The following is a 16,510-nucleotide window of genomic DNA, read 5'->3' as shown; positions in this document are numbered from 1 at the left end:
ATGATATTTATCCCCTATTCCTTAAAGTTTGTAAAGCTATGAAATCATATCAAATTTCAAATTTACTCTTAAAAAAAGTGTTGAGGGAAAACACAGGAATAATGAAAATTAAGCTTATTATTTTAATGATTTTAGACTAATTGTTTCTATAAAAGTACTTCCATTAATTTGTGGAATAAATATTTTTATTCTATCCTCTCCTAAAATTGAATAAGTCCATTTTTGAATGGATGTGAATTTCAACTTTCTATTTCTGTTAAATATACTATCCAGAGGAGACATTCTAATTTTGAGTTTGTCATCATATATGTACATCTTCTCAGGAGATATTAACATAACAAAGTCTTTATTTAATGGCTTTAGCTCTGCTATTGTGCTAAATCTTTCTTGTAGAGAAAACGCTGATAATACTACTTTTTTTTCTTTATCATAACAAATAACTTCCTTACTGAAAACCTCAATAAAAATTTTAGACTTTGCATTAACAATTGAGCATTTCCCTTTTTCCAATAAACGATTGTTAGCATCTCTTAACTCTCCTAAAGTATCATTATCAATGTATAAGTTGAATTGGTGACCATGTAAATCAATCTGTAAATCAGGTTTTTTTTCAATTTGACACGCTAAAGAAATAGCATTAATCATTAAAAGCATTAGCCATTGGAGAAGTATTTGTATTATCCTTCGTAATATATGGCATTTGACTAAAACATAATTCATTTTCAGCATTGTAGGTTAATTCTGTTCTTACTTGCATCAATTATAAATTCATTTTATGTTCTATTTTTCAAGAATTTCTTTCTGAATTGTTTTCCATCCAAATTTCAAATTTGTAGAAATACGCTCCTTCATCACGATTAACCCTGCAAATTGAAAGTAAAATTTTAAATTTGCAGGATTAATGGTAAAAATTGGAATAAATATACTCTCTCTACAACAACTCCACCTTATTTCTGGAAAGCTTTACCTTATCTATTTTTTCTAATTGTTTCAATAGTCTGGATATTACTTCTCGGGAAGTTGCCAGTTCGTTGGCTAATTCTTCGTGGGTAATATTGAAAATTGTGTTGCCGCTTTGTTTGGCTTTGCGTTGGAGTAAGTTGATGAGTCGTTCGTCTAATTTATGAAAAACTACGTCGTCGATAACGGCTAATAGGTCTTCAAAACGCTTTTGATAGGTAGCAAAAACGAAGTTTTTCCAAGATGAATATTTACTTATCCATTCTTCTACTTTCTCGACAGGTATCGTTATTAAAGTGGTTCTTTCTTCGGCAATGGCTGTAATTTCACTTGTTTTTCTATCTAAACAGCAAGTAAGCGACATCGCACAAGAGTCGGTATCGCCGATATAATACAATAGTGCTTCCTTTCCTTCTTTGTCGGTTCGTAGAATTTTGATTGAACCATTAAGGATAATCGGAACAGAGCGAATATATCCGCCCGGTCGCATCAATACATGACCTTCCTCAATTGTCATATAATTCCCGATTTGGGAAAGTTCTTTCAATAATTCATTTTCAAAAATGTTACTAAACTTTTCTTGAAGAAACCTCAACTCTACTTGCATCAAATGTCTATTAAAATATTTAGCTTGAACGAAGTATAAATATAGCTTGATTAATGTATTTACACAAAAAAGCCTTCGCAAACAATCGTCGGCGAAGGCAAATAGGTTTATAGGTGCTTTTAGAAATGATTTACAATTGCCAAGTAAATAGGCATTCCGAAAGTAATATTGAAAGGGAATGTAATCGCCAATGCCATTGGTAAAAACAAACCGGGGTTCGCTTTTGGTACTGCTATTTTCATAGCCGCAGGTACGGCAATGTAAGAAGCACTTGCCGCCAAAATAGCGAAGATAAATCTGTTGCCTACTTCATGGGTAATAAAACCACTGGCAATAGCTACCCAACAACCATTAAAAAGAGGTATCACCATAGCAAACAGAATCGTAAACCAACCAGATTGATAAAAATTGCTGATTTTTTTACCGCTGATAATTCCCATGTCTAAAAGGAAAATCGCTAAAAAGCCTTTAAAAATATCTGTGGTAAAAGGTTTAATACCTTGTGCTTGCTGTTCACTTGCCAACAAACCGATAATTAAACTCCCGATAATTAGCAGTACGCTACCGTTGGTTAAAGAGTGTTTTACTACTGTTTTTAAGCCTTGAGGAGTATCGCTTTTACTTCCAAAAATACGTATCAATACAACACCAACAATGATGGCTGGTGCTTCCATCATCGACATTACAGCTACCATGTAGCCATTCATGGTATGATTTTGCATTTCTAAAAACGAAACCGCCGTTACAAAAGTTACAGCACTTACCGAACCGTAGGCAGCACAAATTGCTCCTGCGTTTTCGATACTTAGTTTCTTTTTCAGAATAAAGAAACTGTAAAATGGAATGATACAAGCCAAGAAAACACCAAAAAGTAAAGCCCAAATAATCTCAAGATTAAATGGGCTATGAGCCAACTCTTGCCCGCCCTTGAAACCAATTGAGAACAAGAGATAGAGCGAAATGAATTTAGAAGAATTTGGCGGAATTTCTAAATCACTTTTGAGTTGTACAGCAATAATACCCAGCACAAAAAATAAGAGTGCAGGATTGGTTAAGTTTTCGATTAGTAATTCTAAGTTCATATTGTAAGGATTTAAGGATTATGAAATTTATTTGAATCTTGCTCTTTCTAAGCGGTCGTTGATACTTCGCCCAATGCCGATATTGGGCAGTTTTTCGATAATAATGGCATCCAATTGTTGTTTGTCTAATCGGTGCATGGCGGCGTACAGATTTGCTCCTGCTACTTGTAAATCTCCGTTTTCTGCCAATACTTCATAATAATGTTTATCAGCATTTGCTATTTTATCTTTGAATAAAATCAGTCCTACTTTTTTTCTCGAAAAAGAGTTTACCATACTTTGTACATCGTCGGTAACAAAAGTTGGCGTGTTCGGAGCGTAGTGTTTCAAAAGCATTCCGGGAGCATCGGGTTGGTCTTTGGCACTGGTTTTAATCGCAATTTTTCCTATTAATGCTTCAATTTCTTCTATCGAAATCGCTCCATGTCTAAACAAAACCGCCTGATTGTCGATAAATCCAATAATGGTTGATTCTAAGCCATTTTCAGATGCACCGCCGTCTAACACTGCGGGTATTTTTCCATTAAAATACTCGGCTACGTGTTCGGCTGTTGTTGGGCTAATCGAACCAAATGGATTAGCACTTGGTGCAGCAAGCGGATAATCCAATAATGCCAAAAGCGACTGAGCTGTTGGGTGTTTGGGAATCCTGACGGCAACCGTTTCTTTGCCTGCCGTAATAATATTAGGAATACTCGGATGCTTTTTTAATAATAAAGTAAGTGGTCCGGGCCAAAAATGATTACTCAATTGGATGGCTTGCTCTGGTATTTCTACTGCTACTTTTTCAAGGTACTCCACCGACTTTATGTGTACAATCAAAGGATTGTAGAAAGGTCTTTGTTTTACTTCAAAAATCTTTTTAACTGCTTGTTCACTGTAAATATTCCCTGCCAAACCGTAAACTGTTTCGGTTGGCATACCTATTACTTCGTTATTATTTAAAAAAAAGGCTGCTCTGTTTATATCTTTTGTTACTTCAATCATGCTTTTTTATGGATTACAAAAATCACAATACATAGGGTCTTCTGTTGGTTTATTTTCTCGGTATAATTGCTCGCTACTGTACGAGCATTTTTGACAACTCCATATTACCGTTTTGATAGAACTTGTAGGCAAGCCACAAACACGACAAGGAAGCCCCGAATGAAAACCTGTAATCCCAAAACCAGGGGTACTACAAATCGGACAAAGACTTTTGGCTTTTTCCACCAGTTTTTGTGTCGTTTTTCCAATCATTTTCATTCTTGTCGGATTATACATTGCCCTCATATCTGTTTCGGCATAAACACATCCATACTTTTGATGAATGCTATGAAAAACATTTTTTAGGGTTTGCCAATCTATAATCCCTTTGGTCATTTCGGTAAAATTGTCTTTGGAAGGTCGAAGAATAAGACCATGACTGGGGAACTGTACTTTTTGGACAAATTCGACAAGTTCTTGTTCAGAAGAAAGCGTTTCGGCATCAAAGTTTGTTTCTGTAAAAATCTCATTTACAGTGAGTTCTATTTGATTTTGATAGTCTTTCAATAACAACATTTCTTCATTTGCTTTCATAAAAAACAATTGCGGATGTGAACCAAAAGAGCCTTCACTTGCCAAAACCAAATCAAACTTGTCCTTTTCTCTTGCCAATTCGCATTTCATTCTTGCCGTTTCTAAAGGACTTTTCGTCCTTTCTACTTCGCCTGCAAATGTTCCCAATTCATCTGTATCTATATTCTCCGACACCACACATTTTACTCCTAATGCTTCCTCTAAAATGGGTGCGATTACTTGCTCTTTGCGATGTTTCGTTGCAATCAGTAATGTTCGCCCTTTAAACATTTTATAAAGAATTAAATCAGAATCTTAGCATCTATATTCACGGTTTCGCCTTGTGTTTGCACATACTTGCGAATTTCGGCTAAATCATGCTGAAGCTCTTTGATTCTTGCCTCACGTCTTTTAATGTCTTCTTCGTTACTTACTGAAGAAATTTTACCTTCGTGAAATTTGATTTTCACTTGAATCATCTGCGAAATAAGTTCTATGGCTTCTTTTCCGCTAAATCGACCAAGCATCAGTTGTATTTCCATGATGTTCAATTTTATTGTCCTTGACCTAAAGAGAATGCTGGTTTTCCATCGAACTCATACAAGTTTTCGGTCTTGATGGTATCAATGCCAAACTCTAAACAGTCATTTAATAATTGAATGATGTCTTGTTTTTGGATAGTACTTCCCGCTGTTGGTTTGAATCTGCAACGCCAGTGGTCTGTACAGAATGTTTCTTTGAAACCGTCTGGCCAAACTTTGATACCACGGTTGGTAATCATCGAAAGTTTGATACCATCTTTGTCTAATGCCTGTACTTTTCCTGCCAACTCGTTGGGGTCTGTACCTGTCCAATGTACAAATACATCTACCCCAACCAGTTCTTTTTTAGCAGGAGCTTTACGCTGATACTTCGGCAAATTCAACGCTGCTCCCTTTGAATAATTAACAGGTTTAAAGGTTTGAGGCTGTTTGCCCAAATTAGCAATCACTGCCTCAGCAAATTCTTTTGTACCTACTTTCTGCGTACTGATTCCTTCTTTATAAATATCGTAAGTATGAATGCCCTCTTCGATAGTTCTTAGCCAAGCATTTTGTACTTTTTCTGCCACGGCTGTTTCGCCGATATGATTCAACATCATAATTGCTCCTTGCAACAATCCCGAAGGGTTCGCAAGGTTTTGTCCTGCTCTTCTTGGGGCCGAACCATGAATGGCTTCAAACATGGCACATTCTTCGCCAATGTTGGCAGAACCCGCCAAACCAACCGAACCTGCAATTTGTGCAGCTACGTCTGAAAGTACATCGCCGTATAAATTCGGCATTACGATTACGTCAAAAGCTTCTGGCGTATCAGCCATTTTTGCCGCTCCGATGTCGATAATCCAATGTTCATTTTCAATTGCTGGATACTCTTTGGCTATTTCATCGAATACTTGGTGAAACAAACCATCTGTTTGTTTCATGATATTATCTTTGGTGAAACAAGTCACTTTTTTGCGTCCGTATTGTTTGGCGTACTCAAAAGCATAACGCACGATTTTTTCACAGCCCGGACGGCTAATTAATTTCAAACATTGTACTACTTCGTCTGTTTGTTGATGCTCAATCCCAGCGTACAAATCTTCTTCGTTTTCTCTGATAATCACAATATCCATATCTGGATGCTTCGTTTTAACGAAAGGATGTAAACTTGTACACGGGCGAACGTTTGAGTAAAGTCCTAAAAATTTACGGGTCGTTACATTCAAACTTTTATAACCGCCGCCTTGCGGAGTAGTAATGGGAGCTTTCAAGAATACTTTGTTTCTTCGTACCACATCCCAAGATTCCTTAGCGATACCAGCCGTATTTCCTGCCAAATACACTTTTTCGCCTACTTCAATTTCCTCGACTTCAATAGCCGCTCCTGCTGCTAAGATGATTGCCAAAGTGGCATCCATAATTTCTGGCCCAATGCCATCGCCTTTTGCTACTGTGATTCGTGTCATGTTGATTTGCTTTTATTTTTTTGACTTTGCAAAATTCTTAAAAACAATTCATATATTTTTATTTATATTTGTAATGATAATCATTAATTATATTTATGAACTATACTTTGCATCAGTTACAGGTATTCCTGAAAGTAACCCAAACTCAGAGTATCACAAAGGCTTCGGAAGAGTTGCATTTAACGCAACCTGCGGTGTCGATTCAACTCCGAAATTTTCAAGACCAATTCGACATTCCACTTACGGAAGTAGTTGGAAGAAAGCTATTTATCACAGATTTTGGAAAGGAAATCGCCATTGCTGCCGAGCGAATTTTGAATGAAGTAAATGCCATTAATTTTAAAACTTTAGCCTATAAAGGGCAACTCACGGGGCGTTTAAAACTTTCGGTAGTTTCTACTGGAAAATATATTATTCCTTACTTTTTAACTGACTTTTTGAAGCAGCATAAAGGGATAGAATTGATTTTGGACGTAACCAACAAAGCCAAAGTATTAGAAAGTTTGGAAAATAATGAGGTAGATTTTTCTTTGGTTTCAGTTTTGCCCGATAATTTACAAATTGAAAAAGAAGAACTCATGCTAAACAAATTGTTTTTGGTAGGCAACAAACAAGAAGTCTATCTGAATAACAATTATGAAAAAGATATTTTAGGAAATTTACCCATGATTTACCGTGAACAAGGCTCAGGTACAAGAAGAATTATGGAGAAATTTATCGAAGAAAATCACCTACCGATTCAGAAAAAAATGGAGCTTACTTCCAACGAAGCCGTAAAACAGGCAGTAGTGGCGGGTTTGGGCTATTCGATTATGCCATTGATTGGACTAAAAAACGAATTACTCAACAACGACCTCCAGATTATTCCCGTAAAAGGTTTTCCCATTATTTCTACTTGGCATCTGATTTGGGTAAAAGGCAAAAACTTTTCACCTGTGGCACAAGCTTTACTAAATTATATCCGACAAGAAAAAGATAGAATCATTGCCGAAAAATTCCGCTGGTTTGAACAGTACTAAAACAACAGAGGCTGACTATAAAATAGCCAGCCTCTTGCATATAACGCAATAAAATTGGTTCTTTATAAAATCCCTTAGATTCAAGGGTTTCGGGAATTACATAAAAATTCATACCGAAAATGCTACCCCACTTGTTGTTTTGGAGAAACTCAGTAACATTGAGGAGAAACTGCCTCAACAGCAATTTATCAGAACCCATAAATCTTATATCGTTAATATTACTCATATCAAGCAAGTAGAAGGAAATATGATAAAATGTGCGGATAAAATCATTCCGATTTCGGGTTCGTATCGACAAAACTTCGAGGCATTTATTCAACGAAAAATTAGTTGAATGTTTCCCTCAATTCATATTTACTTCTCCAACTGCTTAGAATTCATGTACTCCGTGGGTGTAATGTTGAATTGTTTCTGAAAATTTCGAGCAAAATTGCTTTGTGAACTAAAACCAACCATGTACGAAACCTCGAAAATACGATGATTGCCCTGTGCCAATAATTCTGCGGCTTTTTTCAGACGAGTAATATTAATGAGTTCGATGGGCGTAAGTACCGAAATCGCTTTGATTTTTCTATAAAGCGTAATTCTGCTCATGTTCATTATTTCTGCCAATCGTTCTACGTCTAAATGCGTATCGCCAATATTTTTGATAATGGTGTCTTGAAGTGTTTCCAAAAACTGTTCGTCGGCTTTTGAATGTGCCATACTTTTGATATGCACCAAAGGCGAATTGGCAAAGTATTCTCGAATAATATTCCGATTATTCAACAAACTGGCAATTTGTGCCTGTAAATACTCTTTTGAAAATGGTTTTTCGATATAGGCATCCGCCCCCAATTCTAAGCCTTCTACTTTGGCTTGAATAGCATTTTTTGCCGTGAGCAGAATTATGGGAATATGCGAAAACTCAAAATTTGATTTTATCCGTTTACACAATTCAAAACCATCCATTACGGGCATCATCACATCGCTGATAATCAATTGTACGGCTTCTTTTTCCAAAATTTTCAGTGCTTCAGCTCCGTCTTCTGCTTTCAGAATGGTGTATTTACTTCTGAGCATTCTTTCTAAAAATTCCAGAATTTCGTCGTTGTCGTCAACAAGTAAAATGACTGCTTGCATAGCGTTTATTTAAAGTGTTTGTGCTTTCTAAAGGTAATTTCAATACAAAAATAATAGCTCCGTCGCTGCTTTCTTTCAAAAACAAGTCGCCGTGTAAAAGCTCCGTTAGCGACCTCGCCAAAGCTAAACCAATGCCTGTTCCTTCTTGCTTGGATTCTTTGAGGCGATAAAATGGTTCAAAAATCTTTTCTTTCATTTCTGAAGGAATACTCAATCCGTCGTTTTCAAATTCTATGGTCAAGTAAGTGGCTTTTTCTGTGGGTGCTAAAAGGCGAATGGCTACTTTCTTTTGGGCAAATTTGATGGCATTGCTGAAAAGATTGCTAAAGATTTTATTAAGTGCTTCTTCGTCCACCATGGCATAAATATCGTTTGGCGGATACTCTATTTGGTAGGCTAATTTGCGTTTTTTGGTCAGTAAATTAAAATTCAGGTAAGCATCTTTCAGCATTTCTGTCACATTCAACCGAATAATATTTACGCTAAAACTTTTGGTTTCTACTTTTCTAAAATCCAGAATTTGAGTTACCAAAGCAATCAAACGATTGGTGTTTCTGTCCATCATCATCACATCTTCTTTGATGTCAGGGTTTTCATCCATTTGTTCCAAAAGATTTTCCACCGGTCCTTTTATCAAAGTCAGTGGCGTTCGGATTTCGTGAGCCAAATTGGTAAAAAAATCAATTTTTGCTTCATAAATTTCTTTGGCTTTTTTGTCTTCAACGATGATAAGGTACGTTCTGAGTAAATAATAAATCAAAGAAAGTACCACCACGGCATAGAACAAATAGGCCCAAATAGTAGCCCACCACGGCGGTAAAATATTGATTTTCAACACTTTTTCTTCTTTACTCCAATTTCCATTGATAAAGGCTTTTAGGTGAAAAGTATATTTTCCGGGCGAAAGGTTGGTAAAATATACTTTACGATTGGGCTTAATGGCTGTCCATTCTTTATCTAAACCTTTCATAAAATAGAGGTACTCCGTCATTTCTGGCGAAATGTAACTCAATGCCGCAAAGTCAATATTAAATGAAGATTTATCATAAGGCAAAGTGATTTCTTGGGTATAAATAATTGATTTTTTCAAGAAGGAATGTTCGCTATCAACTTCTTGCTCTTTGTTATCAACCCGAAAACCTGTGATATAAATTGGGGCAATACTTTTGCTAATTTCTATGGCTTCGGGCGTGAAAGTAATCAAGCCTTTTACACTTCCGAAGTACATTTTTCCTTTGGCATCTTTGTAGCCAGAATTATAATTAAACTGGTCGCTGAGAAGTCCGTTGTCTTTGGTATAAGTAACCAATTCTTTCGTTTTAGGATTATAATTCACTAATCCTCTGGAAGTTGTAATCCATAAATGATGCTGATTGTCTTCTAAAGCTTTATAAATAAAATTGCTTGGCAGACCGTCTTCAGTTGTAATATTGGTGATGGTTTTACGGTCTTTGCTGAGTTTGCAGAGTCCGCCGCCTTCGGTAGAAAACCACAAACATTGCTGACTGTCTTCGTAAATGGCATTGATATTATTGTTGGTCAAAGTATTTTTATCATCGGGACGATTGCACAAAAAGCCTTTTTCTTTGGTCGTAGGATTGAAATAATACACGCCACCATGCGTGCCGAGCCAAATAGTATGTCTGAAATCTTCAAGCATTGAGGATGTCCAAATATTATTAGGTACTTCTTCCACAGGAATAAAACCATCTACTTTTGGCTCGTATCTGAGCAAAGTACTTGCCGTGCCAACATAAATATCGCCTGCTTTACTTTGGAAAAGACTCACAATAAAATTATTCTTCAAATCATATTTCCCCGTGCCTGTGTTGTAGCGTTTCTTTACTTTTCCTGTTCTAATGTCCAAAATATCAAGCCCATGCTCAAAAGTACCAATCCACAAATCATTGCCAACCGCCATCAATCCATGAATATTTGAATAAATAATACTTGTACTTTCGCCTGTGGGCATAAACTGCGTAATTGCTCCCGTCGTCGGATTGAGTTTACTCAGTCCTCTGTCTTCTGTGCCAATCCAAATATTACCTTGATAGTCTTCACAAATTTCCCGAACGGCATTTCCGCTGATAGATTTTTTAGAATTATCCGCAAAATACTTCTGAAAAAGCGAGTGTTTTTTAGAATAATAATTAATGCCTCCGAAATAAGTACCAATCCAAATTCCGCCTTCTTTGTCTTTACAAAGCGAATACACGGCATTGTCGGTCAAAGAAAATGGGTCGAGAAATTTCTTTTTTAAGTTTGTAAACTGATTCGTTTTGGTATTCAAAATAAAAATGCCTGACTCAGTAGCAAACCATAATTCATTTTTGGCATAAGCTTGAATGTCTCTAACGTGTACTTTGGTTTTGTCTGGATTCGTCCTTAAAACATCTTTATAGGTCTCGGTTTTCAAATCAAAACGTTTGATTCCCTGACTCGCCGTGCCGATGTACAAAGCTTCGTTGCCAACAAAATACAGCGTATGAATCCAATTGGAAGATACTTTTGGCGAATGTTCAAAAACATCATACGCCTTAAAAGTACCTGTACTTTCTTGAAATTTTTCGATTAATCCATGATTGGTCGCCACCCAAAGATTTCCAGAAGCATCAATCGTCAAAGCTGTTGCTTCAAAGTATTTCGAGACAGGAAAAACGGTAATTCGCTTATTTTCAGTATTATATCTACAAAGCATTTGTTGCGACAAAAACCATAGTTGATTTTTTCCATCAATTGCTATGGCATTTATTTCATTAAAAGCTTCGGTCTGAGCAAAACGTAGTAAACGCTCTTTCTGATTATCAAAAAAGTATAAACCCTTCGTAGAACCTACCCACAAAGTACCATGCTTGTCTATTTTCAGACAATTTATCAAGTCTGGATTATAAGTATGAGGCAATTCGGCAGGATGAAAAGTTTTGAAATGATAGCCATCAAAACGATTGAGTCCGTCTTTTGTGCCAAACCACAAAAAACCGTTTTTGTCTTGCGTACTGCAATAAACTGTATTATTTGAAAGCCCATTTTCTACTTGATAATGCTTAAAAAAATACGATTGAGCCATTGTATTGGACACACAACAACACATTATCAAAAGGCTTCTGAGTAGTAAGGAAATATGTTTTGATTTTTTCAAAAAAATAGAATCTGAAGTGAAATACTGATACTTAGCCTCATAAAGTTAGAAAATTATGAGTGAAACAATATTAAATGAAACATTTTGAAGAAATAATGATAATTATTGAATTAAGTAGCAAAAAGTGAAAGTCTAATTTTGTAGCCACAGAACTACTCAACTTTCATAGATAAACATTTAAAATCATTTAACCTAATATCATTTCCTAATGAAAAAACTGTTTTTACTTGGCTTAGTACTTTTCAATTGGGCAAATATTTTTGCTCAGAGTACGCAAGCTCCTGCTTTTCCACTCATCACACACGACCCTTACTTTAGTATTTGGTCCACTACCGACCAGCTCAATGCTTCGCCTACCAAACATTGGACAGGCACTGACCATTCTTTAATGGGTATTTTAAATGTAGATGGCGAAAACTATCGCTTCATGGGAAAGCGTGGCGAAAGTTATAAAAATATTATTCCAGCAGGCGACGAAGAAAATTATGCCGCTAAATACACTGAAACTACGCCTTCGGAAGATTGGAAAAATCCAGATTTCAACGATAGCCAATGGAAAGACGGAGCAGCTCCTTTCGGCAATGTGCGTGGTGTTTCTAAAACTTTGTGGCTTAGTAATAGTATTTGGGTGCGTAGAGTATTTACGCTTGAGGACTTGAATTTGAAAGACCCCATTTTGAAACTTCAATACGACGACGTAGTGAAAGTATATCTCAATGGCGATTTGATTTACACCGCTGGCTGTTGTGCAGGCAAATACTTATACTTGCCGATGTCCAACGAAATGAAAAGTAAATTGAAAAAAGGTAAAAACGTCTTGGCAATCAACGTAATGAATACGGGCGGTGGCGAAGCTCTTTTAGATGTCGGCATTGTTGAAAAAGTGATTTTTCCTGATGATGCCAAAACGCATCTTGCCGAACAAAAAAGCGTAGTGCTAAATGCTACTCAAACGGTTTATACTTTTACTTGTGGTAAAGTAAATCTTAATCTTACTTTTACGTCTCCCCTACTCATCAACGATTTAACTACTTTAGCAAGACCTGTTTCTTACATTACTGCCAAAGTGCTTTCAAATGACGGACTTCCGCATCAAGTAAAGCTTTTTGTAGGGGCTTCTACCGACATTGCTACCAATAACGCTACGCAAGAAGTAGCAGCCCAAAAGTATAAAAGTGGCAACTTGACAATTTTGAAAGCAGGAACAACCCAACAACCCGTTTTACAAAAAAGAGGCGATGACCTCCGAATTGATTGGGGCTACATGTACGTAGCCGCAAAAGCTGGAGCAAATGTTCAGCAATTTATCTCAACGGCTCATGTAGAAAACCCTTTCCAAAGTCCTGAAAAAGACCTTAGTACAGGCAAAAAAATGAGTTTAAATACGGTCATTGACTTAGGTAAAGTAGCCAAAATAGCGAAAGAAGAAGTATTGATGTTGGCTTATGATGATATTTATTCGATACAGTATTTTGGCAAAAATCTTCGTCCGTGGTGGAACGATAAAGGCACAACAACGATTGAATCGCAACTTGCTTTGGCTTCAAAAGAGTATGCGACTGTTTTGAAAAAATGTGCTGTAATCAATCAAACCATTTATAACGATGCCTTCAAAGCTGGCGGAGAAAAATACGCCAAATTATGTGAATTGGCTTATCGCCAAAGTATTGCGGCACATAAACTCTTGAAAAGTCCAGAAGGTGAAACCTTGTTTTTATCAAAAGAAAATTTCAGTAATGGTTCTATCAATACCGTTGACGTTACTTATCCTTCTGCTCCGCTTTTCTTGGCTTATAATCCTGAATTATTGAAAGGAATGTTAAACGGAATTTTCTATTACAGCGAAAGCGGTAAATGGGCAAAACCTTTCCCTGCACACGATTTGGGCACTTATCCGCTCGCCAACGGACAAACTTATGGCGAAGATATGCCCGTAGAAGAATGTGGCAATATGATGATTTTGGCGGCGGCTATTTGTAAAGCAGAAGGAAATTTGAACTACGCCAAAAAACACTGGAAAACCATGAATATTTGGGCGGATTTCCTTACAAAAGAAGGTTTCGACCCAGCGAATCAATTGTGTACAGATGACTTTGCAGGACATTTGGCACGTAATATCAACCTTTCGGCGAAAGCTATTGTGGCTCTTGAAACTTACACGCAATTAGCCAAGCAAATGGGCGATATGGATACTTTCCGTAAATACGATGCCATTACAAAAGGTTTTGTAAGCAAATGGATGGAAATGGCAAAAGACGGCGACCACTACGCTTTGACTTTCGATAAAAAAGGTACTTGGAGTCAGAAATATAATTTGGTTTGGGACAAAGTATTGAAATTGAATTATTTCCCGAAAGAAGTATTTGACACAGAAGTAAAATACTATTTGACCAAACAAAATGAATTTGGCTTACCCCTCGACAGCCGAGCTACTTATACAAAATCGGACTGGGTAATTTGGACTTCGGTAATGGCAAATGATTACAAAGATTTTGAAGCTTTAGTAAATCCAATGTTTGAATACGCCATCAAAACAAAATCAAGAGTACCCATTAGCGACTGGCACGAAACTAAAACAGGTAAAATGGTTGGTTTCCAAGCCAGAAGCGTGGTTGGTGGTTACTTTATGAAAGTACTTGAACAAAAAATGAAGAGTAAATAATTTAGATAATAAGGTTGTAAATCAATAGCTTCTACACTTTTTCTCTACTACTATGCTGGGTAAACCATAGTAGTAGAGATTTTAAAAATCTTTCAAATAATCACTTTTAAAAATTACTATTATCCAATTTAATAAACGAGGCTATTTCGGCAATAACCAATCCCAAAAACGGGCTTTGATATTTTGCTGAAATAGCCTCAATTGTTTTATAAAGAACAACCAAAAATCACTTTATTTTTCTACATAAAAATCTACGGCTTCTACTTTTTCAATGATAGAAGCACCGATTTTAATATGATTTTGGTGTTCTGGCGATGCTCCGTATTTTTCTAATTCCTTTTCAGAAGCAAAACTTGACACGTAAACGTGTTTATTTGCCTTATTTCGCACGTTCTTCGGCACAACGCCCCATTCGTAAGCTTTTACTTCTTTTCGCTTTACAGCCAAGTTTTTGAACGAATCATCCACTTCTTTTACGCCTTTCGCTGGTGCGTCTGCTTTAAAAGTAACCGTCACTACGTGTTTCAACATTTTGGGAGCTTTCTCTTGTGCTTGTAGTTGAGTACCAAACGCAAACATCAGGGCAAATGACAATAATTTAGTTTTCATAAAAATTGGGTTAAAATAATGAGTAATACTTCAAACGGACTCTTGTATTCAAAAGTATTTTACAAAGATTTCTCACCCAAATAAAACCGACCATTGCTTCAAACTATTCGACTACTCCAAAAATTCCCAAGTACCATTTCTTTGCAGAAAAATTTTCCTTTGAAATTTTTCATAAAACCAATCAGCAAAAACACTTTCTTTTGTTTTTTTATCTTTTTCCAACAGCCTCACTCCTACCGAACTATTCAGAGCTTCTTCGTTTACCGAACCGTCTTTGTGTAGAAACAAACTCGAAAATACTTTTTCAGGATAAAGATTTCTTAACTCTTCAACCACCGCATGAAAAGTTTCATGTTTGGCGGCAATGGCAATTTGTTGCAAATACGCCAAAAACCATTCGTTGAAATCTCCTTTCCAGTAAGTTTCGATTTCTTTGCTGTTCAACTTCGTCGGTACTTTATGAATAATCGGGCTTGCCGTGGCTGTATTGGCAAGGTCTTTCACCACATTGGGGTTTTGTAAAGCCCAAGTAACGAATCCCACGGGATTGTGAATATTCTTTCCTTCAAAAATCAATTTGTTGGCTTTGCTTACTTCCTGCTCTACGGCTTCAATGCCATAAGTATTTATCCATTGCTCCATCAGGTTTTTCGACATTCCCTCCCAATTTTTGCTTATCGCCAGCAGTTTGTCTAATTCACTTTCCAGCGAAAGCTCTTCGGCGATTTCGGGGAAGTATAACATTTTTCCAACATCTTGCTTATTTTTATTGGGTAATATCCAAAAAGTAAGGGCTGTTACGGCCCTGCCTGTTTTTACTTCATCGAAAGTAAATTTGATGTCTGTAAATTCTTCAAGGTCTTCTTGTGCTTTTACAATTACTCGTTGTTTGAAATTTCCATAGAGTGGATACTTATCCACTACATCAAGCATTTCTTTCAATTCCTGAATCTTGATTTGTCGCTTGCCAATGGTTTCGTATTGTTTCAGCAATTCATAAATTCTAATCGAAAAGGAACTTTGCAGTTTCAAGATGTTTCTAACGTCATACATCAAAAACTGGCTTTGCAATTGCAACAAAAAGGGTTTCATATCGGGATGAAACGAAATATCTAAGTATTTGGCAGATTTCTCTTCTACAAAGCTTTTAACGCCCGTGGCTATATGTGTAAACAATTCCATCTTTCCATCTGGCGTATCCATCAACACTCGTATTTCTCTTCTGCCCAAGCGTTCTGCTCCTTGTTTCAAATATTTGTACGAATGCCCGTCTTCTTGTAATTCAAAATCTTGAATTACTTCGTGTAAATAAATTCTATATACTTTGAAGTCTTCGTCGTCTCTGTGAATTTTCATCAACATTTTGGTAAAAACTCGCATTTCCCAAATATCAAAACGATACTTCCCTTCTACCAAACGGTTTGCCTTACGAATCAGCTTTACTACGTTCGTTTCTTTGTTGCCTTGACTGCTATTTTTATCGTTTTTAAGCTTTTTCATTTTTTTTAAAACCTTCTCCTACACAATTTTGGGATTTTTGTTATAGTTTGATACAATTATACCTATTTTTCCGGTAAAATTGTTATACTTCATAGGTAAAATTGTTATACTTCTCGGTAAATCTGTTATACTAACCGGTAAAATTGTTATATTTAAGCTCAGAATCATTTGAAAATCAATGAGTTATGGACACCGAAAATACATTAAAAAACAAATAAAAAAATTAAAACAAACAAAGAGGAAAATTTTTGATTTTTGTTTGTTGTTTTTATTATTTTTTT

General features: G+C 36.3%; 14 protein-coding genes. 3 read left to right on the top strand and 11 right to left on the bottom strand.

The features are described from left to right. Positions 1-117: 117 nt before the first annotated feature. The 7 genes from VB248_RS18180 to VB248_RS18150 all read right to left on the bottom strand — a co-directional run bounded on the left by VB248_RS18180 (position 118) and on the right by VB248_RS18150 (position 6,178). The gene (locus VB248_RS18180; RefSeq protein ID WP_323298239.1) at positions 118-645 is read right to left on the bottom strand and encodes a hypothetical protein; all 528 of its coding nucleotides are present in this window, start codon (positions 643-645) and stop codon (positions 118-120) included. A 286-nt stretch (positions 646-931) separates the two neighbouring features. Beyond that, positions 932-1,567 carry a Crp/Fnr family transcriptional regulator gene (locus VB248_RS18175; RefSeq protein ID WP_323298238.1) on the bottom strand — a complete coding sequence of 212 codons (636 nt, stop codon included), beginning with the start codon at positions 1,565-1,567 and terminating at the stop codon, positions 932-934. Positions 1,568-1,686: 119 nt separating this feature from the next. Then, positions 1,687-2,649 carry a sodium-dependent bicarbonate transport family permease gene (locus VB248_RS18170; RefSeq protein ID WP_323298237.1) on the bottom strand — a complete coding sequence of 321 codons (963 nt, stop codon included), beginning with the start codon at positions 2,647-2,649 and terminating at the stop codon, positions 1,687-1,689. 27 nt (positions 2,650-2,676) lie between these two features. Beyond that, positions 2,677-3,636 (bottom strand): L-threonylcarbamoyladenylate synthase, encoded by a 960-nt coding sequence (locus VB248_RS18165; RefSeq protein WP_323298236.1) that lies wholly within the window; start codon positions 3,634-3,636, stop codon positions 2,677-2,679. Between the two features lie 6 nt (positions 3,637-3,642). Next, the gene (locus VB248_RS18160) at positions 3,643-4,479 is read right to left on the bottom strand and encodes a DUF6671 family protein (protein WP_323298235.1); all 837 of its coding nucleotides are present in this window, start codon (positions 4,477-4,479) and stop codon (positions 3,643-3,645) included. Between the two features lie 11 nt (positions 4,480-4,490). Continuing rightward, the gene (locus tag VB248_RS18155) at positions 4,491-4,730 is read right to left on the bottom strand and encodes a hypothetical protein (protein WP_323298234.1); all 240 of its coding nucleotides are present in this window, start codon (positions 4,728-4,730) and stop codon (positions 4,491-4,493) included. A gap of 11 nt (positions 4,731-4,741) precedes the next feature. Continuing rightward, complete coding sequence (locus tag VB248_RS18150; RefSeq protein ID WP_323298233.1) at positions 4,742-6,178, bottom strand: NADP-dependent isocitrate dehydrogenase; 1,437 nt, start codon at positions 6,176-6,178, stop codon at positions 4,742-4,744. Between the two features lie 95 nt (positions 6,179-6,273). On the opposite strand from VB248_RS18150, the gene VB248_RS18145 reads away from it, so the two are divergent. After that, a complete protein-coding gene (locus tag VB248_RS18145; RefSeq protein WP_323298232.1) occupies positions 6,274-7,197 on the top strand; it encodes a LysR family transcriptional regulator in 924 nt (307 codons plus the stop codon). Between the two features lie 64 nt (positions 7,198-7,261). Continuing rightward, on the top strand, positions 7,262-7,531 hold the full coding sequence (locus tag VB248_RS18140; protein WP_323298268.1) for a LytR/AlgR family response regulator transcription factor: 270 nt from the start codon (positions 7,262-7,264) through the stop codon (positions 7,529-7,531). A gap of 20 nt (positions 7,532-7,551) precedes the next feature. Here the strand turns inward: VB248_RS18140 and VB248_RS18135 are convergent, their stop codons facing one another. Both VB248_RS18135 and VB248_RS18130 read right to left on the bottom strand, forming a co-directional pair. Beyond that, positions 7,552-8,319 (bottom strand): response regulator transcription factor, encoded by a 768-nt coding sequence (locus tag VB248_RS18135; protein WP_323298231.1) that lies wholly within the window; start codon positions 8,317-8,319, stop codon positions 7,552-7,554. Continuing rightward, the gene (locus VB248_RS18130; RefSeq protein ID WP_323298230.1) at positions 8,294-11,386 is read right to left on the bottom strand and encodes a ligand-binding sensor domain-containing protein; all 3,093 of its coding nucleotides are present in this window, start codon (positions 11,384-11,386) and stop codon (positions 8,294-8,296) included. The genes VB248_RS18135 and VB248_RS18130 overlap by 26 nt, the downstream gene beginning before the upstream one ends. A 280-nt stretch (positions 11,387-11,666) precedes the next feature. Here VB248_RS18130 and VB248_RS18125 point away from each other — a divergent pair, with 280 nt between their 5' ends. After that, positions 11,667-14,120 carry a glutaminase family protein gene (locus tag VB248_RS18125; protein ID WP_323298229.1) on the top strand — a complete coding sequence of 818 codons (2,454 nt, stop codon included), beginning with the start codon at positions 11,667-11,669 and terminating at the stop codon, positions 14,118-14,120. Positions 14,121-14,351: 231 nt separating this feature from the next. On the opposite strand, the gene VB248_RS18120 is transcribed toward VB248_RS18125, so the two are convergent. Both VB248_RS18120 and VB248_RS18115 read right to left on the bottom strand, forming a co-directional pair. Next, positions 14,352-14,729, bottom strand: a complete 378-nt coding sequence (locus VB248_RS18120; RefSeq protein ID WP_323298228.1) for a Dabb family protein — start codon at positions 14,727-14,729, stop codon at positions 14,352-14,354. Between the two features lie 111 nt (positions 14,730-14,840). Continuing rightward, entirely contained in the window at positions 14,841-16,229 is a 1,389-nt protein-coding gene (locus VB248_RS18115; RefSeq protein WP_323298227.1) for a replication initiation protein, read from the bottom strand. Positions 16,230-16,510: the final 281 nt, after the last annotated feature.

This window comes from Arcicella rigui (assembly GCF_034929435.1).
In the GTDB taxonomy this organism is placed as follows: Bacteria; Bacteroidota; Bacteroidia; order Cytophagales; family Spirosomataceae; genus Arcicella; species Arcicella rigui.
Note: the sequence above shows the minus strand (reverse complement) of the source record. Positions and strands in the feature narration are given on the sequence as shown.

Excerpts from the sequence above, each read along its gene's own strand:
- VB248_RS18180 (WP_323298239.1), bottom strand. The coding sequence starts at position 645 with ATGATTAATGCTATTTCTTTAGCGTGTCAAATTGAAAAAAAACCTGAT.
- VB248_RS18175 (WP_323298238.1), bottom strand. The coding sequence starts at position 1,567 with ATGCAAGTAGAGTTGAGGTTTCTTCAAGAAAAGTTTAGTAACATTTTT.
- VB248_RS18170 (WP_323298237.1), bottom strand. The coding sequence starts at position 2,649 with ATGAACTTAGAATTACTAATCGAAAACTTAACCAATCCTGCACTCTTA.
- VB248_RS18165 (WP_323298236.1), bottom strand. The coding sequence starts at position 3,636 with ATGATTGAAGTAACAAAAGATATAAACAGAGCAGCCTTTTTTTTAAAT.
- VB248_RS18160 (WP_323298235.1), bottom strand. The coding sequence starts at position 4,479 with ATGTTTAAAGGGCGAACATTACTGATTGCAACGAAACATCGCAAAGAG.
- VB248_RS18155 (WP_323298234.1), bottom strand. The coding sequence starts at position 4,730 with ATGGAAATACAACTGATGCTTGGTCGATTTAGCGGAAAAGAAGCCATA.
- VB248_RS18150 (WP_323298233.1), bottom strand. The coding sequence starts at position 6,178 with ATGACACGAATCACAGTAGCAAAAGGCGATGGCATTGGGCCAGAAATT.
- VB248_RS18145 (WP_323298232.1), top strand. The coding sequence starts at position 6,274 with ATGAACTATACTTTGCATCAGTTACAGGTATTCCTGAAAGTAACCCAA.
- VB248_RS18135 (WP_323298231.1), bottom strand. The coding sequence starts at position 8,319 with ATGCAAGCAGTCATTTTACTTGTTGACGACAACGACGAAATTCTGGAA.
- VB248_RS18130 (WP_323298230.1), bottom strand. The coding sequence starts at position 11,386 with ATGGCTCAATCGTATTTTTTTAAGCATTATCAAGTAGAAAATGGGCTT.
- VB248_RS18125 (WP_323298229.1), top strand. The coding sequence starts at position 11,667 with ATGAAAAAACTGTTTTTACTTGGCTTAGTACTTTTCAATTGGGCAAAT.
- VB248_RS18120 (WP_323298228.1), bottom strand. The coding sequence starts at position 14,729 with ATGAAAACTAAATTATTGTCATTTGCCCTGATGTTTGCGTTTGGTACT.
- VB248_RS18115 (WP_323298227.1), bottom strand. The coding sequence starts at position 16,229 with ATGAAAAAGCTTAAAAACGATAAAAATAGCAGTCAAGGCAACAAAGAA.